The organism is Turicimonas muris, from assembly GCF_002221595.1.
In the GTDB taxonomy this organism is placed as follows: Bacteria; Pseudomonadota; Gammaproteobacteria; order Burkholderiales; family Burkholderiaceae_F; genus Turicimonas; species Turicimonas muris.
This window is the reverse complement of the sequence record NZ_NHMP01000014.1, coordinates 1-25,300: the sequence shown is the minus strand read 5'-3', so window position 1 is coordinate 25,300 and position 25,300 is coordinate 1. Positions and strand designations below refer to the sequence as shown.

Sequence of the window (25,300 nt, the reverse complement as noted above, 5' to 3'; positions counted from 1 at the left end):
GGAGTTCAGCGAAAATTAGAGATTGAGCAGATACTTGGCGTTTTCAAACAAGCTGAGTCGTAAAGATTCCGGAGTCAAACCGCGATTGCTCCAGTTTTCAACGCATTGTTCGAATCCGCGGATTGGATAGCCTGTACCGAAGAGCATGCGGTACTTCATATAAGAGTTGGCTGCTTTTACGAATTCCTCAGCAAATGGCATGTTGCGGACGTAGAAATAAGCATCCGGAACGATATAGAGATTCGGACATACGGCAGCCAACCCAAGTACTTCCTGAACATGAGGCCATGCGCCGTGACATAAAACGAAATTAACGTTCTTGTATTGCTGCATCAGAGGCATCATCTTGGAAGGATCCGTATAGGTCAAATCTGGTCCGGTGTAAGCACTCATCGCATAAGCAACCGGAACATTCAGCTGAGCTGCTAAATCAACGATTGGATAAATCTTCTTGTCGTAAGCATGAATAGCCGGATCACACCAGCCCGGATCTAAGGAGACGCCTTTCATGCCTAATGTTTTAATGGCGTATTCCATTTTTTCAAGAGCTTTCGGATCGTGCGGGCAAATACCGGCGAAAGCAACGAATTTGCCAGGGAATTTTTCGCACAGTTCATGCAAATCTTCGTTAGGTACGCCGCCATACACTGGATTGAGAGTCTCGCGTCCCATCAAAACACCGCCGATAACGTTGGCTTCTTCCATTTCTTTAACCATCAGGTTGACGTCAGCTTTCGCAACGCTTTCAACGTGACGTCTTTCAAAGCCTGTCGGTCTCATCTGGCGAGGTCCGGTCGGGATGTTTCTCCAGGCTTTGATGATGCCGAGGTTCATATAGCCTTTGTATGGAGGACGAATGCGGAAATCGAAAACCGGAATGTTGGAACGATAAGGAACCTGTCCCGGAGGAGGGTTAATGGCGTTTTCATCAACGTTTTCAGGAAATTGGAACTTTGGTGTTGGTGTTTGGGCAAGAGCGGAAGCGGTTCCGAAAGCTGCTGCAACTGTTGATGCAAAGAATGTACGACGTTTCATTTGAGTCTCCTAAGAATATTGCTGAATGCGAGAGAGCGTTTTCTTTTTGCTGAATCCAAGAAGCGTTTCTCAAAACTTGAGAGAAAGTTTAAAAAGGAGCCTGAAACTGCACATCGTGAGCTTAGGCAGCGTAAATACGTCAGAGGGTTTCTACTAAAAGCGCTTCCGTTTCAAAGGATTCGGCTCTATAAGAGGTTCATATACTTGACTTTTGTCCTTATCTGTCCCGTATGAACCGTTGTTTGAGATTTCTTGACATTGTTGTCGGCAGTCTGAGTAAAAAGAAAGCTGTGTTGCTTTGGCTTTCTAAAAAGATTCCTCTTTTGAGAGTTGCCGTCTGCTTTGTTTTTTCTGTTTGTATAGTGCAATTCGCTTATGCATCGGGAGCGGCGGCAAGAGGAATTGAAGGAGAAAAGAAACAAGAAGAACTGCCGGTTGAGATTTACTTAGAGAAAGCTGAAGCCGGCAACTCACAGTTTTATATTCCGGAATCTGTTAACCGCTTGGTTAGTGCATTAGGCACGCGTCCTTGGGAGGTTCTCAGCTTTAGCCGTTCTGAGCTCGAGAAAGCCATTAAACGCAATCCGCCGGATTTTGTCTTTACTAATAGTGATATGGCGTCGGTTCTTGAACGGTATCTGCATTATGACCATCTGCTTTCTTTCAAGAATAATGTCAGCAGCAATGCAGGAAAGCTGTCGGGTAGTTTGATTGTGGTTAATAAAGATAGTGATATCCGGAAGCTTGACATGTTGGCGGGTAAAAGAATCGGACGTCTCTCTTCTTCTAGTATGGCCGGATGGAAGACCGCGGTAGGTGAGGTTACCGCTCTCGGATATTCACCGCAAGACTTCTTCAAGAGAATTCAATCGTTCGATAACGATATAGAGATGATTAGGGCCCTTACAAAAGGAGAGCTTTCCGCAGCTATCCTGCAAGGATGTCATTACGAAAGACTGCCTGGGAAATTACAGGAGGTCGTTAGGCCTTTGGAGCCAAGAACATTCTCCGAAACTCAATGCTTATCTACTTCGGAGCTCTATCCGGCGTGGAGCCTTATGGCAGCCCCTGGCGTCCCTAAAGAATTAAATCGGAAAGTGATCGAAACCTTAAAGAACGATCGTTCTTTAAGTACCTTTGGAGAATGGACGGATCCGGCTTCGTTAAGAGACGTCTACGCACTTTTAAAGAGATCTCATGATGATCTCATTGACTCTTTTGAGCCGGAGAGCTGGACAGATGTAATTTGGAAAGCTCGATACCCGGCTTTAATCGTCCTCTTGTTATTGCTTGCGCTCTTTGTTCATGACAGATTAGTTGTCCGAGAGGTTGAAAAACAGACATCCTTAGTCAAAGAAAGTCTAAAAAAACAGTGGGCAATGGAACGCAAAGTTGAAGCTTGGGAACGAGCAAGCATCGTTTCCATTATGTCTTCAATGGTAGCTCACGAACTGAAACAGCCTTTAACCGTTATTGAGAACTATGCGCAGAGTCTTTTATCGCGTCAAAAACATGGATCTGCGCCGATTCCACAGGAAACGCTGATTTTTGTGATGCAGAAGATTGAAGGCGGCGTCTTGAAGGCGATAGATATCATTGAACATGTACAGAGCTTTTCGAAGAATAGACCGTTGAAGCGAGTACCGACAAACGTCTCTGCTCTGTTAAATAAGGTGGTAGGAGACTTTCAGCTAAAGCATCCCAAGGTCAAATTGATCAAAGCGATTTCTCCGGATCTAGAAATCGACGGAGATGAGTTCGAGCTTTCCATTTGTTTTTTAAATATCCTAAAAAATTCGCTTCAGGCGATGGAATCTCAGTCAAATCCTGAGATAAAAATTTCAGCAGAAAAGGATTCTGAAGGTGTAGTCAAAGTGACCTTCACTGATAATGGTCACGGATTGACTCAAGAGCAGATTAAGAACTTACGGCATCCGCTTCAGACATCAAAAAAAGATGGGCTTGGGCTCGGCTTATCAATTGTCCGTGCTATAGCCGAAAGACATAGGGGCTCAGTCAGAATAGAAGCGGCTGAACTCTGCGGCTTATCCATTGTGGTCCAACTCGGCAGGTCGGTAGAGAAATCACAAGAGAAAGGCTGAGCTTTTGTATGAAAGCTTGGAAGGTTAATCTTCAGTTAATTGATGAGATTCAGCCGATTGAGTATTTTGTAGACCTCAATATTGTTTTTAGCATCGAGCTTGCGGTACACCATGGTGCGGTGCGTCTGAACAGTTCGCTCGGCAATTCCTAATTCTCCGGCAATTTGCTTATTGAGAAGTCCTTGACTGACGAGCCTGGCTACTTCTTTCTCTTTGCCTGTAAGGCTGTGCCAATTGCGAATATCGCTTTTTTGCTCATTAATTTCAGAAGCGCAGTCCATCGCTTTGCTGATTGCTTCTCGAAGTTTTTCTAAAGATGCCGGTTTGGATAAAAATGTGACGGCACCGCTTTGGAGCGTGTCTACTACGTCTTCGATGGTTCCATGTCCGCTCAGAAAAATCAAAGGAAGTTTGATCCCCCGGGCATTTAACGTATCTTGCAGCTCCAATCCGTTCATGCCGTTCATTCGGATATCAACAATGGCGCAGCCCGGAACATTAAAGTTGTCTTTCTCTAGAAAACTTTCCGCACTGTTGTATATGCGTACAAACCAGCCTTCTCCTTCGAGCAAGAATCGGAAAGAAGTCAGAAGCTCTTCATCGTCATCGACAATTCGGACAACCATAATTTCGTGAACATCCGGCTGAGTCATGGCGGTTACTCCTGAGGTGTTGGGATCTAAGATGTATCGAATAATTCTAAGATGAAGAGAAAATATTCGCGATACTGACTATCGTAAACCTGAAGTTGATAGAAGAGATACGATGGCAGAAAACGAAAAGAGGTCCCTTAAGTGAGACCTCTCTGTGCGTCAAGAAAGCTTATTTGTCTTTTTTGTTAACACTTCCGATATTGCTGCTGAGCTGCAGGAGAATATCGCTGTGCTCGCCTTTTTCATAAATGGTGTTGGCACGTCCTAAGATTAAAGGATCGATCGGGCCGATGGCCGCTGCATCCTTGCCGGTATACGGTAAGGAGTGAAGTACATATCTCATCGCGTTTAAACGGGCTCTCTTCTTATCGTCGCTCTTAATGACTGTCCATGGAGCAGCTACGGTATCGGTGCTCAAGAACATATCTTCTTTAGCGCGGGTGTAGTCATCCCATTTATCCAAAGAAGCCATATCAACCGGAGAGAGTTTCCATCTCTTCAAGGGATGGACTTGGCGTTCTTTGAAACGGCGGCGCTGTTCTTTGCGGCTGACTGAGAACCAGAACTTAATCAGATAGATGCCGCTGCGGGTGAGGAATCTTTCAAATTCCGGACATTCCTGCATGAATTTAATGTACTGCTCGTTAGTGCAGAAACCCATGACTCTTTCGACGCCGGCACGGTTGTACCAGGAACGGTCAAAAAGTACGATTTCGCCTTTGGTCGGAAGATGCGGAATGTAGCGCTGGAAATACCATTGGCCGAGTTCACGGTCAGTCGGTTTTTCAAGAGCAACCACACGAGCGCCACGGGGGTTCAGGTGTTCCATGAAACGGCGGATTGTGCCGCCTTTGCCGGCCGCATCGCGTCCTTCAAAAAGAATGACGAGTTTTTGTCCGGTTTCTTTAACCCAAGATTGGAGTTTGAGAAGCTCAACCTGCAAAAGATACTTTTCTTTTTCGTAGAGTTTGCGGCTCATACGGTTCTTGTACGGATAGCCGCCTTTTCTCCAATCTTCGTTTACTTCATCTTCAGAAGCGTCTTTTTTATCTTTTAAGTTGGCCGGAGCTTCTTTGAGTTTTTCTCTGCGGACGAGAGCTTTCAAAATGGATTTGCGATCTGTCGGTGATTCCCCGTCCAGAATGGCAATTAAGGCTTGCAGCTCATGTTCAGTTGCGGCAGAGAAAGTCTGTTCTGTCACGTACTCTTCTGCCTCGGTTTCGGAAGTTACCGGAGAGGATGAAATGCTTTCGATAGTGGTTCCGATTTTTTCACTTTCGGAAGGACCTTCGGCAGCAATTTTTTCCATTTCTGCAGTTGTTTCTTTATTGAGGACTTCAGCTTCGTTAGCCTTGGCTTTATTTTTATCGTTCGAAGACAAGTTCATCTCCTTAATTGAAAATTTGGACCCGTGAAAATAATAAAACGAAATTCCCCCGTCAACTACAATGCTCTTTAGTAATTGTTAATCCTGCTTTTTAAGTTGCAGAAGGACATCATAAATTCGTTTTTTGGGGACGCCTGTGATGTCGTGAGCCATCGCACTCAGCTCGCCTGTTGGAAGCAGGGGGGAGAGGTGCTTGAGCCATTTTAGCGTGTTTTCATCTAGAGACTGCTCCTTCTTAGAGGTATCCGCATTGATGATAACCACAAATTCTCCTGCCGGTTTTTTTGAGGCAAACCATTCCACGATGGTTTCTGAGGTGAACCCTTTAATTTCTTCAAATTTCTTTGTAAGCTCTCTGGCGACGACAATCTTCCTTTCCGGAGGAACCGTTAGGGCTAATTCTTTAGCTAATTTCTCCATTCTGTGAGGAGCTTCATAGAGAACAAAGGTTCTTCCCGTATCAACAAGTTCTTTTATTGTTTTTAATCTTTCTTTAGAACCGCTGTCTAAGAATCCGTGGAAGATAAAACCTTCCGGGGCCATGCCGGCAGCCGATAAGGCAGTCACTACCGCGCTGGAGCCGGGAATAGGAATCACGGGAAATCCTGCTTTTTGAACTGTATCGACGGCTTTGCAGCCGGGATCAGAGATGGCCGGAGTTCCCGCATCGGTTACTAGCGCAATCCTCAGGCCTTCCTCAAGGAAGCCAAGGATTTTAGAAGCCCCATTCTGCTCATTATGCTGATGAACGGGGAATAATTCTTTAGATAGACTAAACTTTTGAAGCAGTTTACTAGTCTCTCTTGTATCTTCGGCAGCGACTTTGTCGCACAAGCTTAAGGTCCAAAGGGCGCGCAGCGTGATATCAGCAAAGTTTCCGATCGGAAGGCCAACTACATAAAGTGCAGGAGCCGGAAAATCTTGACTTGCTAATCGTGTCTCAGTAAATAAAATATTGTTTTCGAATTGGTTGGGTACGGAGTCCATTGTGTCCTCTACACTTTTGAACAAAGTTTGTTTCGTTACATTAAGCCTACTCTCATTAATGGGTCAGAACTTGGTTAACGCTCAAGAAGCGGCAGTATCACCCTCAGAACCGACGGGGAAAATAAAGGTCGGGTTGATGGTGCCTCCTCAGAACAGCAGCCTTGCGGCCGCAACTGCTCCTTTAATCAATGGAGTGGAAGCAGCATTTAAAGAAGACGAGGATCGCTATGAGCTTGTTAAATATGAAATAAGCGAATCAGGCAACGTCCTGGATGTTCTTAATCATGCAGCTGATACGAAAGCAATGTTGATGATTGGGCCGGTTTTAAAGACTTCCGTAGACAAAATCGCAAGCCTTCCTTATCTTCCGCTTCCGGTTGTGGCCATCAACAAAACTGATTCTGCCGTTCAGCCTGAGCTTTTTATGAGCATCGACGTAGCTATCGAAAGCGAAGTTGAACAATTAGTTAAAGTAGCCCTTGATAATACTGCTAAAAATCCCGTTGGAGCTTTTGTGGTGTTGGCTACTCCCAATAGCTATGACGAAAGAGTTGCAAGAGCTATTGTGCAGGAGTTAAGTAAAAATGGTTCAGTCGGTGAAATACGCCACGTAAGTACCGAACAAATTTCTTATTTGAGGACTGAGATGAGAGGGAAAAGCTTTAGAGGGGCTTTTTTCGCTATGAATCCGCAGCAGGCTAGCCTCATCCGGCCGTATCTTCCTCCGGAATTGCCGGTATTCGGCACGAGCTACACCAATCCGTATAGAACCAATGACGTGATGACCTCCCAGACACAGGCCAATGATTTAACCGGTATGGTGACATTAGAAATACCTGCGATTACGCAGTTGAGTCATCAAAATTATTTGAAATACAGGCCCATCCTTCTTAAGCTCAACAGCGATGACCGACATCTTTTTGCGGTAGGTGTGGATGCATGGGCTCTCGGAAAGAGCTGGCTTGAATGGCATGATCAAATTGATCTTGAAGATGGTTTGAGCGGAAAGATTCATTTCGATAAGAAGACCAGCAGCAGTGCAAAGAGAACTCTGGACAAAACGGTTGTTACTCCAAAGCGGGACTTGGCCGATGATGTGGCCTTTGAAGAAAGCGCGGAAGAGGCCGGGCTATGATTCTTCAGACATTACAAGATGCCCACCTCGCGTGGGGAGATGCTCCTTTGCTCGACAAAGTTAATTTGACTATTGAGGAAGGTCAGCGCTTTGGACTTATCGGCCGTAACGGAACCGGGAAAAGTTCTTTGCTGAAAGTTCTGGCCGGAGTCGAAAAATTAGATGCGGGAAAGAGAAACGTCGCTAAGGGTTTAAGAGCTATCTATGTCGAGCAAGACCCGGTCTATCCGGAAGCAGTGACCGTTTACGATGCACTGCTCAAGAGAGGAAAGATTGATGAGATAAGCGATGAAGTGCACCGTTGGGAGGTCATTTCAAAGCTCAATGAATATATCCATTTGTTTGGGCTGAATGCAGATGCATCCCCTGAAAGTATTTCGGGGGGCGAGAAGAAAAAAGGAGCATTAGCTCTGGCTTTTGCATTGGAACCGCAGCTTCTTTTGTTGGACGAACCTACAAACCACTTGGATATTGATGCTATTTTTAAGCTCGAAGAGCTTATTCTCAGTAATTTTCGAAAGAACCGGACACTTGTGACTATTACTCATGACCGCTCGTTCTTAAATAAAGTTGCTCAGCAAATCCTTGAGCTGGATCGCGGAGACCTGAGAACTTATCCGGGCAACTTCGAAGCTTACGAAAAAAGAAAAAATGAAGAGCTTGAGGCCGAAGAAAAAGCCCGCAGTCAGTTCGATAAGTTTTGGGCTCAGGAAGAGGTCTGGATTCGCAAGGGCATCGAAGCTCGCAGAACTAGAAATGAAGGCCGAGTACGGAGGCTGGAGCAGATTCGACGAGAACGTGAAGCCAGAAGAGATCGCATAGGGACCGCTAAGCTTGCTTTAGACGCAGGTGGAAAAAGCGGAAAGATGGTTGCCGAACTTGAAGATGTTTGTCTGAGTTTCGGAGATAGAACCCTTATTAAAAATCTGAATCTCCGCTTAATGAGGGGAGATAAGCTTGGCTTGATTGGGCCAAACGGCGTTGGTAAGAGCTCTTTAATTAAGGTTATTCTTGGCAAGCTTAAGCCAACTAGCGGTAAGGTTCGTCTGGGAACAAACTTGGAAGTGGCTTACTTTGATCAGCTTCGCGCTGAGCTTAATCCGGAGAAAACTTTGGTTGAGACTGTCTCTCCGGGTTCTGACTGGGTTGAAGTCAACGGTCAAAGGAAGCATGTTATCGGTTATCTCGGTGACTTTTTGTTTCCTCCTCATCGTGCCAATGTCAAAGTTTCCAGTTTGTCCGGCGGCGAAAAAAATCGTTTGCTCTTAGCTAAACTTTTTGCAAAACCGGCGAATTTGTTGGTTATGGACGAGCCGACTAATGACTTGGATATTGAATCCTTAGAAATGCTCGAAGATACTTTGAGCAATTATCAAGGAACTATTATTCTTGTGTCCCATGACCAGACATTCATGGACAATGTTGCATCCTTTGTGATTGCTCCTGACAGTAAAGGAGTCTGGACTTCTTATGTCGGTGGCTATGAAGAATGGCTTCGTCATCGAGAAGAATTAGAGAAACCTGCCGAGGAGAAGAAGCCGGCGCCCAAACCTGTTCAAGTAAGGGAAAAAGGAAAGCCTACAAAACTCTCTTATAAGGAAAATAAGGAGTTGGAGAAGCTTCCGTCCGAAATTGAAAGTCTGGAAGAAGAACAGAAACAACTAATAGCATCGATGAGCGGGGAGGGCTCGGAAAAGAAAACGCCTGATTTCTTTGCTAACGCCAATAAGAGAATGGCGGAAATCTCGGATCTATTGGAAAAGAAGTACGCTCGATGGGAAGAGCTGGATCAGAAGAAGGCCTCTTTCTCTAAAAATTAATCGTAAAGATTGTTTAATTTGGACGCTAAGGCTGTTCAAGTCTTTCAAACAAGTGCACAATTGGAAGTAATTATTTAACTTCACAAGGGGGCAAGGATGAAAACTAAAACAGTAGTTCAGCTTGCTTTTGTTGCTTGCTGCGCCTTTACGCTCTGTACAGACGGTTTAGCAAGACCGCCCGGACCTCCCCCTGGAGGACCCGGTTTTAGACCCGGTCCTGGCCCAGGATTCAGACCCGGTCCTGGACCCGGAGGCCCAGGTCCCGGCTTTAGGCCTGGTCCGGGTCCCAGACCGCCAAGACATCATTGGGGTGCCGACGTTTTAGGAGGTGCTCTGGCGATAGGGTTAGGACTTGGAGTAGCAGGTGCAATTGCTAATTCTGTTAGTACGCCTCCTCCGACAACAGTCTATGTGCCGCCTACCCCGACTTATGTGCCCCCTAACTATATTGTGCCTTCTGCGCCGGTAGTAGTCTCCCCTCCTGCAGTGGTCGCACCTCCTGTAGTAGTGGCTCCTCCGGTTACCGTCACCCCGTCAGTCGGCTCAGGTAATGTTATGTATTGGTGCCAAGCATCTAAGAACTTCTATCCTTACGTGACGGAATGTCCGTCAGGATGGCAGGCAACAACGGTGCCGTAAAACCAATGTAATATTGATTGTCGAAGAATATGACCGCTCTGTCTTTAGGTAAAGCGGTCATTTTTCATGGCTGAAGTTTTCAAAGGTTTCCGGTGGATTGGAGTTGGAGAGACACTGATCCTGATCTTTATTTCGGAATAACGAAAACATAAGTAAATACCCTTAAAATTTTGCCCGTTGTAAAAGTAAAATTTCTCTTAAGCTAAGAGAGAAAATAGGAGAAGTGTAGGAGAAGGTCTTGACAGACACAAAAGAAGAACGTGCCCGTGCGTTAGATTCGTTACATACATTATGTGATTTTTTTCAAAATCGAGTAGAAAAAGGACCGCAAGACGAGGCTCTCCGTGAGTTCGATAAATCCACGAAAAAGTGGATTTCTTATACTTATCAAGAAGTCGCGAATAAAGTTAAAGAATGGCAGCGAGCTTTTGCAGCGAGTCAAATTAACCCGGGATCCAGAGTAGCTATGCTTCTGCCCAATGGAGTGGATGCGGTTTGTTTTGACCAAGCCGCTATGGCTAATGGGCTGATTCCTGTTCCTCTTCATGCGATCGACACTCCGGCATCGAGTGCCTTCATCCTGCAAGATAGCGAGGCTTCTTTTTTAATTACTAACAGATTAGAGAAGTGGGAGCAAATCCAAAAAGCAGGCTTCGATTTGAGTAAATTAAAGAAGGTAATTATTACTCAGGAAGAAACTCTCTCGAAAGTCGATATCGTTCAAACCTTGAAAGATTGGCTTAACAGCGTAACAGGAAAAGAGATTCTGCCTCCGGCGCCTACTGAGCACGACTTGGCTTGCATCGTTTATACCTCCGGCACTACCGGAAAGCCAAAAGGAGTAATGCTCTCTCATAAAAATATTGCCAGCAATGTTCGATCTACTCTTGCTCATGTCAGACCGGAGATCGGCGCAAAATTTTTGTCCTTCCTTCCGTTATCTCACATGTTTGAAAGGACCGCCGGTTATTACCTTGCTCTAGCGACCGGAAGCACGATCATCTTCAATCGTTCTCTTCAATATTTAGCTGATGATTTCAAGATTGCCAAACCGGACGTTCTAATTTCTGTTCCAAGAGTCTACGAAAGAATCTACGGCAAACTTCAAGAAGCCTTGAAGAAGAAAGGCCCTATCGCTCAGAAGTTATTCAGTTGGGGTGTTAATGTCGGCTGGAGAGATTTCTGCAGAAAGAACAAGATTCCCTACGAAGGAGGTTTCTCGACCATTTTTGATAAAAACTTGGGCAAAGTATTTCAGAAGAGAATTTCAAAGACCTTGCAGGATCAATTCGGCGGACAATTAAAAGTTGCTATCAGCGGGGGCGCCTCCCTCAATGAAAAGGTAGCTAAAGTATTTTGCGGTCTTGGCCTTCCGGTTATTCAAGGTTATGGAATGACCGAAACCAGCCCCATTATCTGCGGAAATAAAGTCGAAGATAATGATCCGAATACAGTGGGAAGACTTCTCAAAGATGTTCAGGTCAAGATCGGCGAAAAAGACGAAATTCTTGTGAAGGGCGACCTTGTGATGCAAGGGTATTGGAATCGAGCAAAAGACACCAAATTAGCCTTAACCGAAGACGGTTGGCTTCATACCGGTGACCAAGGAGAGTTTGATTCCGAGGGAAGGCTGCGGATTAAGGGACGCATCAAAGAGATTCTTGTTACTTCAACGGGAGAAAAAATTTCTCCGGTTGACATTGAAAGCGCCATCGAATGTGATCCTTTGATTAACCAATGTTTTGCAGTCGGAGACGGACGTCCTTACATTGCAACACTTCTGTCTTTAGACAAGGATAAGTGGGTGGAGTTGGCCGAGAAGATTGGCGTAGATCCTACAAACAATGAATCGCTTCAGTCTCACGAAGTTAAGGGATACATTCTCAAACAGGTTAAAAAGCTGTGTAAGGCTTTTCCTGCATACGCTGTTCCGAAGAATGTCGCACTCACTTTAGAACCATGGACAATCGAGAAGGAGTTGCTGACACCAACTTTGAAGCTTAAGCGAAAGAACATGATGGCCAAATACGGAACAGTCATCGAAAGTATGTATAAAGGTGCACGGCGTTAATCGGAAGGCAGAGAAAATTTCGTGATTTTGGAAGCTCGATTGAGTCAGGTTTTGAGCTCTTTTTTCCAGAACGGTTAATCTTTTTGTTGAAATACTGTTGGCAATATCAAAAAAGTATAATTTTGTCCAAAATCTAAAAGTTATATATGAAAGCATCAACTGAAACAATTAAATCTGCCTACAAAGGCAGTGAAAAGAAATTACATTCCGAGGCCATGGCTCCGCAATGGATGATCTATGGTACGGAAAAAGTAATGCAGTACCAATTGGACAAAAATTTGGTTTTGGATCCTTGCATTCTTAAGGAATTTCCGAAACCGCAGCCCGGACACAAGTACATGCTTTATGCACACGTTCCGTTCTGCAATACGTTATGTACTTACTGTACTTTTCACCGGTTCTTATTCAAAGAATACAAAGCTCGTGAGTACTTTGTGAACCTTCGCAAAGAAATGCAGATGGTTCATGACTTGGGTTACAACTTTACGTCCATGTATGTCGGTGGGGGTACTACCACTATTTTGATGGACGAACTGATCAAGACCATTGAATTGGCCCGCAAGCTTTTTCCGTCAATGGGCGAAGTCTCTTGTGAAACTGATCCTCAGGTTATGGCCAATCCGGATATTATTTATCTCAAAGGGCTTGTCGACCGTATGTCTGTAGGGGTACAGAGCTTCGATGACAATATTCTAAAGATGATCGAAAGAGACAAGTTCGGAACGGGGGAAGAGGTTTACGAGAACATTCTGAAAGCCAAAGAGATTTTCCCTATCTGCAACGTAGATATGATTTTCGGTTTCCGCGGTCAAACAGATGAAATCGTCTGCTCCGATATGGAAAAAGTAGTAGCTTTGTCTCCCAGACAAATTACGACTTATCCTTTAATGGTCACAAGCCAGACCAAGCGCAGCGTCAAAGATTCTTTAGCATCTCCTCCGGAAGTGATGGCTCAGCAATACCGAATCATATTGGATACGGTTGCTCCTCACTACAACCAGCTTTCTTCTTGGGCTTTTGGTAAGGCCAATAACGAAGGTTTTGACGAGTACGTTATCGACAACGATGAATACTTAGGAATTGGTTCGGGCGCATTCAGCTTCTTAGGTGATTCCTTGTATGTTAATACATTCTCTTTGAGAAGATACAACGAGCGTATCAGTTCTGGCCGAGACGGTGTAGAACGTAAGAGAACTTTTTCTAAGCACGAAATCCTCCAGTATCGCCTCTTATTGGGTTTGTTTGCAGGCCGTCTCTCTAGAAAATACTTCCGAGAAGTTCATAACGTTCGTTTAGATACGGCTTTAATGAAAGAAGTGTTGGCTCTTAAGCTTGCAGGCGCGATAAAAGAAAATCCGGAAGATAAGGATCAATTCATTATCACTGATAGAGGAAAACTCCTTGGTCTGGTAATGATGAAAGACTTCTACACAGCAATGGATAATGTCCGTGCAGAATTGAGAAAACCGCTGAAAGAAGAAGATATGTAATCGGTATTTCTTTGTTGAAAAAGAAGTCGACTCTTTCTCTAAGTTTTTACTGGCCGACAACGTGCGTTTGTGCACAAATGTCAGCTTTTCCCATGTTGGAACAGTAAGGCCGTGTATGAGCTTTCCTAATAGAAAGATTTTAGAAAGAACCGAACTTCTTACGGAAATCTCACAACTTCCATTCCATCTGAGAAAGGAGTTCTATAGCATTTCAAATTACCTACCGAAACTAAACCTCAGGCGGGATTTCACGAATATTTCGTTAAAAGGGGCGGGAATTTAAGCGTATACCCTTAGGATATTCGTTTTAGTTCCGTTGTTTAGAAACAGATCTTTTTTTACAATCCTGTCTGAGATATTGCCGACTGTAACCTACTAGGGAAAACTTCTAACATAACACCCCAGCGATGTCGGCTATTTTCTTCTCACCCATTTCAAGCCTATGGAGCAAACAATGACAACTATGGAAGTAGTCACTTTCCGGCCGCCTCAGGGTTGCCGTGGAGAAGATGGTCCCGACTATCAGGGGAATTTCCGCAAAGGTGAATTAAGAGGAATCATCAAGATCAATTCAGAAACCTGTGTAGGTTGCGATACCTGCAGAAAATTCTGCCCGGTCGATGCTATCGACGGTGGTCTTGGTTCCATTCATAAGATTCGTGATAACGCTTGTGTAAGCTGCGGACAATGCTTAGTAGCCTGCCCGTTCGGTGCTATCGAGCAGATGAGCTTCGTTGATGATGTGATCAAAGCTTTGGATGATCCGAAGAAGTTCGTTGTTGCACATCCCTCTCCTGCAGTTCGCGTCGCTTTAGCGGAAGAATTCGGAGGCCAACCGGGCGATCTCTGCACAGATCAGATGCTGAACGCCCTTGAAAAGGCCGGCTTCGTTAACTACGACGTTAACCAAACTGCTGACCAAACAATTCTTGAAGAAGGTACTGAGTTCATCAAGAAAGTAAGATACTGGGCTCTTGGAGAAAGAGGTCCGGAAGTTGATATGATGGCTCACCATCCGCTTCCTCACTTCACAAGCTGCTGCCCTGGCTGGGTTAGAAATATGGAAATCAATTTCGCCAGCGCTATTCCTCACGTCTCTACAACAAAGAGCCCGATTCAGATGGGCGGTGCTTTGGCTAAGAGCTGGGGTGCTAAGCATATTTGGAAGAAAGATCCGAGAGACATGGTCTTGGTTTCTATCACTCCTTGCACAGCTAAGATTTACGAAGCCAGCCGTCCTGAATTCGTTGACGCCTGGAAGTGGAATGTCGCCCATGGCGAAATTCCAAAAGATACTCCTGCTTTCCCGGATATCGATTACAGCTTGACTACTCGTGACATCGCCGAAGTTCTTCGTCGTAAAGGCATCAACCCATTGACAATGCCGACAACTCACGAAGTTAAGCAGATGGAAAAATACACCGGTGCCGGTACTATCTTCGGTGCATCTGGCGGTGTTATGGAAGCTGCTCTTCGTACAGCTTACTTCATTCTTTCCGGTAAAGAATTGACTAATCCGGACATCATCAGCGTTCGTGGTTACGATTCTTCACTCGTTGAAGCCACTATTCCAATTCCTTTGAAGGCTAAGAATGGTGAGATTTTCGAACTTCGCGTTGCTGTTGTTAACGGTGCTCTCCAAGATCTTAAGAAAGTGATGAAGATCATCAACGAAGATAAAGATCGTTGGCACTTCATTGAAGTTATGAACTGTCCTGGCGGTTGCGTCAACGGGGGCGGTCAGCCTCTCCAAGGCTCCGGCTCCGCATGGCTCGCACCGACACTTCCGCTTCCAGTCAAACTCTAAAAGGTTGGAAAAATGAGTAAATATCAATATACAGAAAGAGATACAGATGCACTGTTGGGCAGACGCGGCTTCTTGAAGGTAGTAGGCCTTTGCGCTGTTGTTGTAGCTGCTGCCGGTGCCGTTATTACTAAGATTGTCACAGGCCGCAATAAAGTCATTCTTGATCGTCAAGAAGGCTTGTACGCAGACGACAAGCGTTTGCAGAAGGTTAAACTTACATCTTCTCACGAAAACGATGTTTGCTGGAAAGTCTATGAAGACATGAAGGGCAAACCAGTTGAAGGTGAAATGTATGAGTTGAACCATACACACTACTTCCCACGTTCTCAGTTAGCTATGAAGGAGACCAAACATGTCTAATGCTGCAAGCGGTGCTCGTATTCTGCGCTTCCATACTTCCGACAAGGTTTTCCATTCCATCAACGCTATTTGCTGGTACGCACTCTTCTTTACAGGCGTTATCGTTTATTTCGGCAATATGATGGGTGCTATCTCCGACGAAACAGCTAACCTTTTGATGGTTTGGCATATTTGGCTCGGTGCTCTTTTCACTCTTAACTTTGTTGGCTATATCTTGTTTGCCCCTGATCGTTTCGCCGTTACCATGAAGAACCTCATGGAATGGGACAAGAACACAATTATGTGGTTCAGAAACTTCGGTGGCTATCCACGCCGTTTCTTCAAGATCCCGTTCGGCCCGGAAGAAGTTCCTCCTCAGGGCAGATACAACGGCGGTCAGAAGATGAGCTATCTCATTTTCATCGCAGCCATCGCTTACTTGATCGTTACCGGCTGGTTGCTTTGGGCAGGTGCTCCTTTACTTGGTAAGACACTCTTCTACTGGTTGTTCATTACTCACGTTTGGGGCAGCATCGTTGTGACAGCAATGGTTACTTGCGCTCACATCCCATTAGCCCTTCTTTCTATGGAACACTTCAAGGGCATTTGGAGAGTCGGCCCCGGCGACATTTCTTATGAAGCCGCTGAACACCATTCTCCAACATGGTTGAAGAGAGACGTTGTTAAGGTTGTTGAAAAGTAATCTGAACACACGAGATTTACAATGAAAAAGGGAGCTTCGGCTCCTTTTTTCATGGACAATTACAGGTATTCAAAATCAAGGAGTGTCTATGGCCGGCCTTAATCAAACACCGAAGGGAAACCGAATTTTTATTGGAATCTTCGGCAAAAGAAATGCAGGAAAATCCAGTTTCATCAATCGCCTGACAAAACAAGATATCGCTTTGGTGAGCAATATAGCCGGAACGACTACAGACCCGGTGTACAAGGCTATGGAAATCCTTCCTTTGGGACCTGTGATGATTATCGATACTGCAGGTATCGATGACGTAGGAGACCTTGGAAAACTGAGAATTGGCAAGACTAAAGAAGTCATGTCAAAAACCGATGTGGCTGTAATTCTTTTAGAGGCTGGTCAACCGGTTTCTGACTTTGAGCGCTCCTTGTTGAAGGATTTTAAAGAGCTTGGAACTCAAGTTATTTTTGCCGTCAATAAAGTCGATGAAAAGACTTTAGATCCCAAACAAATTAATCAGATCTCGGAAGAAATCGGCCTTCCTGTATTTCCCATCAGTGCAAAAACAGGAGAGGGTTTTGATGAGCTAAGAGAAGAACTCATTAAAGTTGCACCGAGAGCGTTTGAAGATATCCCGTTCTTGAGAGACTTAGTCAACCCCGGGGATGTTGTTTTGTTCTGTGTGCCGATTGATACAGCGGCTCCTAAAGGCCGTTTGATTCTTCCTCAGGTTCAAGCTATAAGAGATTGCCTGGATGCCAGAGCAGTAGCGATGGTTGCCAAGGTCGATGAAATTCAAAATCAGTTGGACAATCTGAAAGTCCCTCCTGCTTTAGTCGTCACAGACAGTCAAGTTTTTAAAGAGGTTAATGCAATCGTTCCCGAGTCCATTCGACTGACTTCTTTTTCCATTCTCATGGCCCGTCAAAAAGGGAATTTGGATGAATTGGTGAATGGCGCAGAGGCAATCGAGAGTTTGCGGCCCGGTGATAAGGTCTTGATTGCTGAAGCCTGTACTCATCAATGCCAGGCCGATGATATCGGCCGCGTAAAGATTCCGCGTTGGCTGAAACAGAAGGTCGGAGGAGACTTAGATATCGAATGGTATACGGGAGACTCCTTCCCGTCAGACCTAAGCGGATATAAGTTGGTTATCCACTGCGGTGCCTGCATGATAAATCGCAGAGCCATGCTCTACAGACAAAAAGTTAGTAAGGAATATTCCTTACCCATGGTGAATTATGGGGTGGCGATCGCATATTTACACGGTATTTTAGGACGCGTTTTGTCACCATTTCATAAGTAGAATCCGTATATATAACTTCCTCTATGTGAACACGGAGTCCACAATATGAAAATTCCAGAGAAGCTTTCGGGATTCGCCGTAAGCATGTTTTCTTTTTGTCTCGCATCCTCGGTATTAGCTGCGGAACTGAATCTGTATGCCACTATGCCTGATAAATATGCAAGTGAGGTTTTAGCTCAATTCTCAAAAGATACAGGCATTAAAGTAAACTACTTGCGTCTTTCGGCCGGAGAAGTTCTTGCCAGAGTTCAAGCCGAGAAAAATAATCCTCAGGTGGATGCAATCCTGGGAGGCCCTGCCGATATTTATGAGGCGGCCAAAAAAGAAAATCTCATAGAGCCCTTCTTGCCCAAAAACGCATCGGCAATTCCGTCTCAGTTTATTGATCCTGACCACGCCTGGATTGGCATCGGCATCATGCCTCTGGCCTTTATTTCTAATTCTGATTTCTTAAAGAGAAACGGTTTGAAGGCACCTCAATCTTGGATGGATTTGCTAGACCCGAAATATAAAAACTCGCTTATTCTTGCTGATGCCCGAACATCCGGTACGGCAACCGAACGCTTATTTTCTATTCGCGGGGCATTCGGTAAAGAGGCCGGCATTGAATATCAGAAGAAACTTCATAAGAATGTCCAGATGTACACCAAAAGCGGGGCCTGGCCTGCTCTTAGAGTTGGACAAGATTTAGCGGCGGTTGCCATCGTCTATCTCCCTGACGCTCTTGATATCAAACAGTTAGGCCATCGAGTTGAAATTACTTATCCGAAGGAAGGAGTAACTTTCGGGATAGAGGCAGTGGGACTTATAAAAGGCGCAAAACATCCTGAGGAAGCCAAGAAGTTTATTGAATGGGCCGCAAGTCCTAAGTTTGCTGACTTTATTTTGAAAAACAACATTAAGTACGTTCCAACGAGAACGGATGCTGTGATTACGGATCCGGTTTTAAACCTTAAAAACATCAAAGCGCTGGACGTTCCTTTAAGTTGGAAGGGTGAAAAAAGAAAAGAGTTAACAGACGAATGGATAAACCAAGTCTTGCCTACAAAATAATTCTTGAGGAATCTGGATAGTTTGAGGCACACACGCTCAATTATGGAGAAGAAAAAAGAGGCGCGTTAACGTATATATTTTGCGATAGGAGATTTAGAAAAAAATTCTTTTACTATGTAGAGGAATAAGATCTACACAAGAAGCAGATATGTAGAAAGCACTAACCTTAGCCGTTGTCCCGATGGTTGAAAAGGCAGAGAAATCAAATGAAGGCGACACAATTTAATGCTTTCGGTTAGCTAGAAAGCAGTGAAGAGACAAATGAATATCTCATGTACTGTGTAAAAAAGGATATCGAAGAAGGAAAAGAAGATAAGTTGCTAGATGCTGCATTGCTACAGGCGCAAAAGAAATACGGTATCGCTAAAACTCAAAAAATAATTGGCTCGCTTTATCTCGAATGCATGACTAAGTTAAAACAAGCCAATGAAAGGAATGAAGCTCTTTGAAGAAGGTCCGAAAAAAGAGCGTTCGATTGTATGTTTTTCGAACGCTCTTTTCTATTTCACGCTAAAGAATGTCAGTATCGCTGTGCTTTAGCTTCTGACCGTGTTCTCGAGTGGTGTGGAACCCAACTTCAGGCCAGTGTTTTTGTGTGGTCTGAAGGTTATAAATGCTTGTTGCAAGGTAGACCGGGTTGCCGTCAGCATCTTTAGCTAGACGAAGAGTTTGCTCAGTCTCAAACTCTTTCTTTGTCTTTTCGTCCGGATAGGTAAGCCAGCGAGCTGTGGAAACCGGTGTATTTTCATAAATAGCGTCAACCTTGTATTCGGTCGCCAAACGCTGAGCCACAATTTCAAATTGCAGAGGACCAACGGCACCAAGATAAAGGTTGCCAAGTTCGTCTTCGAATACCTGAATTGCACCTTCCTCACCAAGTTCTTTAAGTCCTTTGTGAAGCTGTTTAGCTTTGAATGGATCTTTTGAACGTGCAGCTCTGAAAAGTTCCGGAGCAAAGTATGGAATTCCGGTAAATCCAAGTCGCTCTCCTTCGGTGAGTGTATCGCCGATATGGAGTTGCCCGTGGTTGTAAATACCGATGATATCGCCTGCGACGGCTTTTTCCATCTTAACTCTGTCATTGGCCATAAATGTCAGAGCATTCGGAATCTTCATGTCTTTGCCGTCACGAACATGGTAAACCTTCATTCCGGGTTCATAGCCGCCGGAGCAGACTCGGAAGAAAGCAATTCTGTCGCGGTGCTTCGGATCCATATTTGCTTGGATCTTGAAGACGAACCCAGTGAATTTAGACTCGTCCGGTTCAACTTCTCGGGAACCGCCGTCTCTAGGCTGTGGAATCGGCGCCCAGTTTACAAGGGCTTGTAGAACGTCTTCCACACCGAAATTATTGACACCGGAACCGAAGAAAACAGGGGTCTGCTCGCCACTCAAGAATTTCTCAAGAGAGAAAGGCTCGCTTGCGCCCTCAATGAGTTCAACGCTTTCTCTGACATAAGGCATTTCCAGAGGGAACAGCTCGTCCAAGCGGGGGTTATCGAGTCCTTCGATGACTTCGACATCTTTGGTCAGTTTCTCTCCTCCGGGAGTAAAGCGGTTAAGCTTGTTGCCTAAAAGGGAGAAAACACCGCGGAAGGTTTTACCCATTCCAATCGGCCAAGTGATTGGCGCACAGTCAATTTTTAAGACGCTTTCAATTTCGCCTAAAAGTTCGATTGGGTCTTTGACTTCACGGTCAAGCTTGTTGATGAAAGTAATAATCGGAGTCTTTCTAAGACGGCATACTTCCAGCAACTTAATAGTTTGGGCTTCAACACCTTTTGCCGCATCAATAACCATCACAGCGCAGTCCACTGCTGTGAGAACGCGGTAGGTATCTTCAGAAAAGTCCTCGTGGCCCGGGGTATCCAACAAATTAATTACATGATCCTGATATTGGAACTGCATAACTGAGCTGGTAACGGAAATGCCGCGCTGCTTTTCAACTTCCATCCAGTCACTGGTTGCGTGCTTAGCGGCTTTTCTGCCTTTAACGGCTCCTGCCATCTGAATAGCTCCGCCGAAAAGAAGCAGTTTCTCAGTTAATGTGGTTTTACCGGCGTCAGGGTGAGAGATGATCGCAAACGTGCGCCTTGTCTCTACCTCTTTTCTTAATTGAGGACTCGTTTGAGCCATTTCGTTCCTGTATGTAAAGAAATTACAAAGACAAGAATTTTAAAACAAGCGTTTGTCTCAGACGGATTTGTTGCTAACAACAAGTTTCAAAAAGAAAAATAAACTTTGTTTATAGGTGAAAGAATCCTCTGAAAACAAAAGAAATAAAAAGTCAAAACTACTAGAATTAGCTCCATTATTGCCATTCTCTAACTTCCATCATGCTAAAAAACTATTTCCCCGCTTGGAAACTAAAGCAAGAAGGTGTAATCGCGCCTGACGAACGCCTTCCTCTGTCTCAAACAATTGCTATGGGACTTCAGCACGTAGTCATTATGTTCGGTTCAACCGTGTTGGCTCCGCTGCTTATGGGTTTAAATCCAAATATTGCCGTCTTAATGAGCGGTATTGGTACCCTGGTTTTCTTCTTCATTGTCGGCGGACAGGTGCCTAGTTACCTCGGCTCCAGCTTCGCTTTTATCGGCGTCGTGATTGCGGCGACGGGATATTCGGGCTCAGGACCTAATCCGAATATCGGAATAGCGATGAGCGGCGTGGTGGCATGCGGTGTGGTCTATGCTCTAATTGGCCTTATCGTCATGAAAACCGGCGTCAAATGGATTGAAAGGCTCATGCCGCCTGTTGTCACAGGTGCTGTCGTAATGGTCATTGGTCTGAACTTGGCCCCCGTTGCCGTTAAAGGAATGGGTACGACCTCTTTCGAACATTGGTATGCAACAGCAGCTTTGTTAATTATTGGTTTTGCAGCTGTCTATCTGAGAGGATTCCTCCAGAAGCTTCTCATGATCGTAGGAATCCTTATCTCCTATGTCGTTTATTGGATGCTGACCAATGTTCTGGGATTCGGAAAGCCGATTGACTTCTCTGCCATCCAGAATGCTGCTTGGCTGGGTGTACCGGAATTCACTGCTCCTGTCTTTGACATTGACGCAATTGTTCTTATCGTTCCGGTGGTAGTCATCTTGGTAGCAGAAAACCTCGGTCATATTAAAGCTGTCAACGTAATGACTCACCGCAACTTGGACCCCTATATCGGCCGTGCATTCTTCGGTGACGGTATTGCTACCATTTTGGCCGGTTTTGCCGGCGGTCCCGGTGTGACAACTTATGGTGAAAACATCGGCGTGATGGCAGCCACAAGAGTGTATTCCACTCTTATTTTCCCGGTTGCCGCTTGCTTTGCCATTCTCCTTGGTTTCTCTCCTAAATTCGGGGCTGTAATTCAAAGTATTCCGGGACCGTTGCTGGGGGCGGTTTCAGTGGTCGTATTCGGCTTTATCGCTGCTGCCGGAGCCAGAATTTGGGTTGAAAGTAAGGTTGATTTATCCACTACCCGTAACTTGATTGTTGTAGCAATTACTTTGATTGTGGGTACCGGAGATTTCTCCTTGACTATTGTCGGGTTCAACTTAGGCGGTATCGGTACCGCTACTTTAGCTGCCATCGGCCTTAACCTTCTCTTTGCCCTCAAAGAGAACTACTAATCGATACTTAGAGCAGTCAAATGCCAGAGTTGCCAGAGGTCGAAGTTACCCGTTTGGGTTTACTGAGAAAGTTAAAAAATAAAAAATGTACCGGAGCCGTTGTCAGAGAAACGCGCTTTCGGAAGCCTCTCAGAGCAGACCTAGAGGAGCTTCTTTTCAACCAGACGCTTCAAGACATTAAGCGCCGGGGAAAATATCTCATCTGGCTTTTTGACCGTTCAGCTCTGGTGACTCATCTGGGGATGTCCGGTTCTATGCGGGTCTACCTGCAAGCAGATGTTGAGGTTCAAAAGCATGACCACCTAGATTTAATTTTCGGGGACCTGATAATGCGTTATCACGATCCTCGAAGATTTGGGTTTGTGGCCTATTTCCCCGATAAAGAGTCGGCTTTTGCTATGCCGGAACTTCAGAGACTAGGAGTCGAACCTCTAAGTGAAGACTTTAATTCAAAATTCTTTTATGGAGCTCTGAGACAGACGTCTCTGCCTATCAAGACCTCCCTTATAAGAGGAGATATCGTGGTAGGAGTTGGAAATATTTACTGTTCCGAATCTTTATTCTTGGCAGGTATTCATCCCAAAACAAAATCCAACCGAATCTCTAAAAAAAGGGTTTCAGCCTTAACGGACGCAGTCAAAGAAGTTCTTCAATCCTCCATCGAGTTGGGAGGCTCAACCCTGAGAGATTTCGTTTCAGCGGAAGGGCAGAGCGGCTATTACACGCTGAACAATAATGTTTATGGACGCGAGGGGCAGCCCTGTAAGAAATGTGGGACTTTAATTAAAAAAGTTCAGATTGACGGCCGTTCTACTTTTTACTGCCCTCATTGCCAGCATTAAGAATGAGTTGTTCTGACGGTATTAAATTTCCTTGTATAGCCTTAATATCTTGGCAAAAGCAAGAAGGCAGGAATTCTTTGCCTTGGCAGAAGACGCATGACCCTTACCGACGCTGGCTTGCAGAAATTATGCTTCAGCAGACTCAGGTTACAGCGGTCATTCCCTATTTTCAAAAGTTCGTAGAAAGGTTTCCTACTGTGGAACATCTTGCTTCTGCAAGCGAAGATGAAGTCATGGCCAACTGGGCAGGTTTAGGCTATTACAGCAGGGCTCGAAATCTTCATGCTTGTGCAAAAGCTGTGGTGGAAAAGTTCTCCGGCCGCTTTCCTCTTGAACTTAATAAACTCCTGGAACTCCCCGGTATTGGAAGAAGTACTGCCGGTGCCATTATCAGTGCAGTTACCGATAAGCCAGTTCCAATGCTCGATGGTAATGTCAAAAGAGTTTTTGCAAGGTTCTTTAAGATTAACGAGGTTTACGGAACAGCGGGATTTGAAAAAGTCTTATGGGATTTAACGGAAAATAATCTTCCGCAAGAAGAAGGACGAGCTTTTTCCCAAGGACTAATGGATTTAGGCTCGATGATTTGTACGCGCTCTAACCCAAAGTGTTTGCTGTGTCCTGTCTCAGAGTTATGCCGAGCAGGCAAAGAAGGATGTCCTGCCGAATATCCTATTAAAGCCAAGAAAAAAGCCAAACCTGTACGCCATACGTTTTGGTATGTCTGTACACGGGGAGAGGCCGTGTGGTTGGAGAAGCGCACCGGCAAAGGTGTTTGGAAGCATCTGTGGAGCTTCCCGGAAGGAGATGATTTGACCCGTAAAGGTACTCCTCTGCCTACGGTCTTTCATGAGTTTACGCATTACAAGTTAACGGCTAGTCCCATTCATGTTTTAGATGCTGAACTAAATGAAAGCGATCATGGCGGATGGTTTAGCAGAGAAGACATAGAGCAAATAGGCATTCCTTCTCCCGTCAAGAAGCTGCTGTTGGAAGAAGTTTTTGGAAAAATCTTACTTGCCTAGTGCATCGAGAGTTCGATGACGCAGGACAATCCCATCGTACCTTTCTTTAAACCTTTTTGCTAGGGTTTCCGCAATATATACGGAGCGATGCTGGCCTCCTGTGCAGCCGATAGAAACCGTGAGATAGTGACGATTCTGAGCGCGGTATTTCGGCAGCCACTTAGTGACAAATGCATCAATATCGTTGACCATTTCTTCGACGTCCGGATACTTCTGCAAATACTCAATGATTGGTTTATCTTTGCCTGTGTAGGGACGGAGCTCTTCTTCCCAGTAAGGATTCGGAAGACAACGGACATCAAAAACTAGATCGCTTGCCAAGGGGATTCCTCGTTTAAATCCAAAAGATTCGAAAGTCAGAATCAGAGAATCTTCTTTAGCGTCTGCAAACTTTCTTACCCAGTAGCGAAGGGTGTTCGGAAGCAGTCCCGTGGTATCAATAAGATGACAGAAGGGAAGGAAAGGGTCGAGCATTTCTCGCTCCTTTTCGATTGCCTCAACAAGAGTTCCGGGTGCGGAGTCCGGCTTTTGAGAGAGCGGGTGCTGACGACGTGTCTCGGAGTAGCGCTGCACCAAAGCATCATTAGATGCTGTAAGGCAGAGAGCTCTCATATCCACGCCGCGTTGTGCCAGTGTCGTAAAACACTTCTGCAGGTCTTCCATGGAAAGATCGCTGCGGGAATCTAGGGCGACTGCAATTCTGTCTCGGCCGATGGCCTGAAGATGCGTAACAACTTGTTCTAAAAAAGGAGCGGGAAGGTTATCAATGCAATAAAAGCCGCTGTCCTCGAGCTGATTAAGAGCGATGGATTTTCCGCTGCCTGATAAGCCGGTAACTACGATAAGTTGCATAGAGTCTCCGAATGAATACGCCGTACGAAACAGAACCAAAAGAATATATTAGTGGGAAAGAAGAGGGTTCTGAGAATTCGTAATATCTTTCTTTTTCAAATTCGCTCTTCCAAGTTTGGTCAAACCGCCAAAACTTAGGCATTAACGCAAAGAAAGAGGATTGAAGCGACGTGCTGGAAAACAAATATAAGGGTTTATAGCTAAGAGAAAGTGCTAAATGATTGAAAAATTGTAAGTGGTTAAAATTCGTTTCAAGAGTGAGTCAATCCTCTAAGAAAAATAATTTAGGAAAGAACAATAACCTAATCCCAAGAATCGAGTAGGGCCGGTTATTACCCGTCCCTCTCACACCACCTGGCATGCCGTTCGGCACCAAGGCGGTTCCAGTAAACATCCCTACGTTCCAGATGCGGTTCGCAGGGCCTTTTCTAAACTGTACC

The 25,300-nt window shown here is 45.1% G+C and carries 21 protein-coding genes; 15 read left to right on the top strand and 6 right to left on the bottom strand.

Annotation, left to right across the window (positions count from 1 at the left end; genetic code table 11):
• Positions 1-15: 15 nt before the first annotated feature.
• Positions 16-1,035 (bottom strand): amidohydrolase family protein, encoded by a 1,020-nt coding sequence (locus tag ADH67_RS12695; protein ID WP_084081527.1) that lies wholly within the window; start codon positions 1,033-1,035, stop codon positions 16-18.
• 242 nt (positions 1,036-1,277) lie between these two features.
• On the opposite strand from ADH67_RS12695, the gene ADH67_RS12685 reads away from it, so the two are divergent.
• On the top strand, positions 1,278-3,137 hold the full coding sequence (locus tag ADH67_RS12685; RefSeq protein ID WP_158212648.1) for a sensor histidine kinase: 1,860 nt from the start codon (positions 1,278-1,280) through the stop codon (positions 3,135-3,137).
• 35 nt (positions 3,138-3,172) lie between these two features.
• Here the strand turns inward: ADH67_RS12685 and ADH67_RS12680 are convergent, their stop codons facing one another.
• The 3 genes from ADH67_RS12680 to rsmI all read right to left on the bottom strand — a co-directional run bounded on the left by ADH67_RS12680 (position 3,173) and on the right by rsmI (position 6,164).
• The gene (locus ADH67_RS12680; protein WP_236578568.1) at positions 3,173-3,790 is read right to left on the bottom strand and encodes a response regulator transcription factor; all 618 of its coding nucleotides are present in this window, start codon (positions 3,788-3,790) and stop codon (positions 3,173-3,175) included.
• A 169-nt stretch (positions 3,791-3,959) separates the two neighbouring features.
• Positions 3,960-5,177, bottom strand: a complete 1,218-nt coding sequence (gene ppk2, locus ADH67_RS12675) for a polyphosphate kinase 2 (RefSeq protein WP_408058666.1) — start codon at positions 5,175-5,177, stop codon at positions 3,960-3,962.
• Between the two features lie 78 nt (positions 5,178-5,255).
• On the bottom strand, positions 5,256-6,164 hold the full coding sequence (gene rsmI, locus ADH67_RS12670) for a 16S rRNA (cytidine(1402)-2'-O)-methyltransferase (protein ID WP_066594214.1): 909 nt from the start codon (positions 6,162-6,164) through the stop codon (positions 5,256-5,258).
• Position 6,165: 1 nt separating this feature from the next.
• Here rsmI and ADH67_RS12665 point away from each other — a divergent pair, with 1 nt between their 5' ends.
• From ADH67_RS12665 to ADH67_RS13285, 11 genes are all read left to right on the top strand, one after another.
• The gene (locus ADH67_RS12665) at positions 6,166-7,299 is read left to right on the top strand and encodes a penicillin-binding protein activator (RefSeq protein ID WP_236578566.1); all 1,134 of its coding nucleotides are present in this window, start codon (positions 6,166-6,168) and stop codon (positions 7,297-7,299) included.
• Positions 7,296-9,119, top strand: a complete 1,824-nt coding sequence (locus ADH67_RS12660; protein WP_066594212.1) for an ATP-binding cassette domain-containing protein — start codon at positions 7,296-7,298, stop codon at positions 9,117-9,119. Before ADH67_RS12665 ends, ADH67_RS12660 begins: the two co-directional genes overlap by 4 nt.
• 96 nt (positions 9,120-9,215) lie before the next feature.
• The gene (locus ADH67_RS12655; protein ID WP_066594210.1) at positions 9,216-9,758 is read left to right on the top strand and encodes a hypothetical protein; all 543 of its coding nucleotides are present in this window, start codon (positions 9,216-9,218) and stop codon (positions 9,756-9,758) included.
• A gap of 238 nt (positions 9,759-9,996) precedes the next feature.
• Positions 9,997-11,829, top strand: coding sequence for an AMP-dependent synthetase/ligase (locus ADH67_RS12650; RefSeq protein ID WP_066594208.1), 1,833 nt, complete (start codon positions 9,997-9,999; stop codon positions 11,827-11,829).
• Positions 11,830-11,975: 146 nt separating this feature from the next.
• Positions 11,976-13,319, top strand: a complete 1,344-nt coding sequence (locus tag ADH67_RS12645) for a coproporphyrinogen III oxidase family protein (RefSeq protein WP_066594206.1) — start codon at positions 11,976-11,978, stop codon at positions 13,317-13,319.
• A 454-nt stretch (positions 13,320-13,773) separates the two neighbouring features.
• Positions 13,774-15,126, top strand: a complete 1,353-nt coding sequence (locus ADH67_RS12640; RefSeq protein ID WP_066594204.1) for a [Fe-Fe] hydrogenase large subunit C-terminal domain-containing protein — start codon at positions 13,774-13,776, stop codon at positions 15,124-15,126.
• Between the two features lie 12 nt (positions 15,127-15,138).
• Entirely contained in the window at positions 15,139-15,486 is a 348-nt protein-coding gene (locus ADH67_RS12635) for an iron hydrogenase small subunit (protein WP_066594202.1), read from the top strand.
• Positions 15,479-16,168 carry a cytochrome b/b6 domain-containing protein gene (locus tag ADH67_RS12630; protein WP_066594201.1) on the top strand — a complete coding sequence of 230 codons (690 nt, stop codon included), beginning with the start codon at positions 15,479-15,481 and terminating at the stop codon, positions 16,166-16,168. The genes ADH67_RS12635 and ADH67_RS12630 overlap by 8 nt, the downstream gene beginning before the upstream one ends.
• An 88-nt stretch (positions 16,169-16,256) precedes the next feature.
• Positions 16,257-17,468: a [FeFe] hydrogenase H-cluster maturation GTPase HydF gene (hydF, locus tag ADH67_RS12625; protein WP_066594199.1), complete on the top strand. Its 1,212-nt coding sequence runs from the start codon at positions 16,257-16,259 to the stop codon at positions 17,466-17,468.
• Between the two features lie 45 nt (positions 17,469-17,513).
• Positions 17,514-18,521, top strand: a complete 1,008-nt coding sequence (locus ADH67_RS12620; protein ID WP_066594197.1) for an ABC transporter substrate-binding protein — start codon at positions 17,514-17,516, stop codon at positions 18,519-18,521.
• A 272-nt stretch (positions 18,522-18,793) separates the two neighbouring features.
• Positions 18,794-18,970: a hypothetical protein gene (locus ADH67_RS13285; RefSeq protein WP_157108110.1), complete on the top strand. Its 177-nt coding sequence runs from the start codon at positions 18,794-18,796 to the stop codon at positions 18,968-18,970.
• A gap of 61 nt (positions 18,971-19,031) precedes the next feature.
• Here the strand turns inward: ADH67_RS13285 and ADH67_RS12615 are convergent, their stop codons facing one another.
• Positions 19,032-20,657, bottom strand: a complete 1,626-nt coding sequence (locus ADH67_RS12615) for a peptide chain release factor 3 (RefSeq protein WP_066594195.1) — start codon at positions 20,655-20,657, stop codon at positions 19,032-19,034.
• Positions 20,658-20,857: 200 nt separating this feature from the next.
• Between ADH67_RS12615 and ADH67_RS12610 the strand changes: the two genes are divergently transcribed.
• The 3 genes from ADH67_RS12610 to mutY are packed head-to-tail and all read left to right on the top strand — an operon-like array spanning position 20,858 to position 24,008.
• Positions 20,858-22,141 (top strand): solute carrier family 23 protein, encoded by a 1,284-nt coding sequence (locus ADH67_RS12610; RefSeq protein ID WP_066594193.1) that lies wholly within the window; start codon positions 20,858-20,860, stop codon positions 22,139-22,141.
• A gap of 20 nt (positions 22,142-22,161) precedes the next feature.
• Complete coding sequence (gene mutM, locus ADH67_RS12605) at positions 22,162-22,983, top strand: bifunctional DNA-formamidopyrimidine glycosylase/DNA-(apurinic or apyrimidinic site) lyase (RefSeq protein WP_066594191.1); 822 nt, start codon at positions 22,162-22,164, stop codon at positions 22,981-22,983.
• A 2-nt stretch (positions 22,984-22,985) separates the two neighbouring features.
• The gene (gene mutY, locus ADH67_RS12600) at positions 22,986-24,008 is read left to right on the top strand and encodes an A/G-specific adenine glycosylase (RefSeq protein ID WP_066594190.1); all 1,023 of its coding nucleotides are present in this window, start codon (positions 22,986-22,988) and stop codon (positions 24,006-24,008) included.
• Here mutY and rapZ read toward each other — a convergent pair.
• Complete coding sequence (gene rapZ / locus ADH67_RS12595) at positions 23,997-24,860, bottom strand: RNase adapter RapZ (RefSeq protein WP_066594189.1); 864 nt, start codon at positions 24,858-24,860, stop codon at positions 23,997-23,999. The genes mutY and rapZ overlap by 12 nt on opposite strands.
• Between the last annotated feature and the right edge of the window lie 440 nt (positions 24,861-25,300).

What these genes read in the sequence shown, in the direction of transcription:
- ADH67_RS12695 (WP_084081527.1), bottom strand. Translation starts at nt 1,035, where the DNA reads ATGAAACGTCGTACATTCTTTGCATCAACAGTTGCAGCAGCTTTCGGA.
- ADH67_RS12680 (WP_236578568.1), bottom strand. Translation starts at nt 3,790, where the DNA reads ATGACTCAGCCGGATGTTCACGAAATTATGGTTGTCCGAATTGTCGAT.
- ppk2 (WP_408058666.1), bottom strand. Translation starts at nt 5,177, where the DNA reads ATGAACTTGTCTTCGAACGATAAAAATAAAGCCAAGGCTAACGAAGCT.
- rsmI (WP_066594214.1), bottom strand. Translation starts at nt 6,164, where the DNA reads ATGGACTCCGTACCCAACCAATTCGAAAACAATATTTTATTTACTGAG.
- ADH67_RS12660 (WP_066594212.1), top strand. Translation starts at nt 7,296, where the DNA reads ATGATTCTTCAGACATTACAAGATGCCCACCTCGCGTGGGGAGATGCT.
- ADH67_RS12655 (WP_066594210.1), top strand. Translation starts at nt 9,216, where the DNA reads ATGAAAACTAAAACAGTAGTTCAGCTTGCTTTTGTTGCTTGCTGCGCC.
- ADH67_RS12645 (WP_066594206.1), top strand. Translation starts at nt 11,976, where the DNA reads ATGAAAGCATCAACTGAAACAATTAAATCTGCCTACAAAGGCAGTGAA.
- ADH67_RS12640 (WP_066594204.1), top strand. Translation starts at nt 13,774, where the DNA reads ATGACAACTATGGAAGTAGTCACTTTCCGGCCGCCTCAGGGTTGCCGT.
- ADH67_RS12635 (WP_066594202.1), top strand. Translation starts at nt 15,139, where the DNA reads ATGAGTAAATATCAATATACAGAAAGAGATACAGATGCACTGTTGGGC.
- ADH67_RS12630 (WP_066594201.1), top strand. Translation starts at nt 15,479, where the DNA reads ATGTCTAATGCTGCAAGCGGTGCTCGTATTCTGCGCTTCCATACTTCC.
- hydF (WP_066594199.1), top strand. Translation starts at nt 16,257, where the DNA reads ATGGCCGGCCTTAATCAAACACCGAAGGGAAACCGAATTTTTATTGGA.
- ADH67_RS12620 (WP_066594197.1), top strand. Translation starts at nt 17,514, where the DNA reads ATGAAAATTCCAGAGAAGCTTTCGGGATTCGCCGTAAGCATGTTTTCT.
- ADH67_RS13285 (WP_157108110.1), top strand. Translation starts at nt 18,794, where the DNA reads ATGTACTGTGTAAAAAAGGATATCGAAGAAGGAAAAGAAGATAAGTTG.
- ADH67_RS12615 (WP_066594195.1), bottom strand. Translation starts at nt 20,657, where the DNA reads ATGGCTCAAACGAGTCCTCAATTAAGAAAAGAGGTAGAGACAAGGCGC.
- ADH67_RS12610 (WP_066594193.1), top strand. Translation starts at nt 20,858, where the DNA reads ATGCTAAAAAACTATTTCCCCGCTTGGAAACTAAAGCAAGAAGGTGTA.
- mutM (WP_066594191.1), top strand. Translation starts at nt 22,162, where the DNA reads ATGCCAGAGTTGCCAGAGGTCGAAGTTACCCGTTTGGGTTTACTGAGA.
- mutY (WP_066594190.1), top strand. Translation starts at nt 22,986, where the DNA reads ATGAGTTGTTCTGACGGTATTAAATTTCCTTGTATAGCCTTAATATCT.
- rapZ (WP_066594189.1), bottom strand. Translation starts at nt 24,860, where the DNA reads ATGCAACTTATCGTAGTTACCGGCTTATCAGGCAGCGGAAAATCCATC.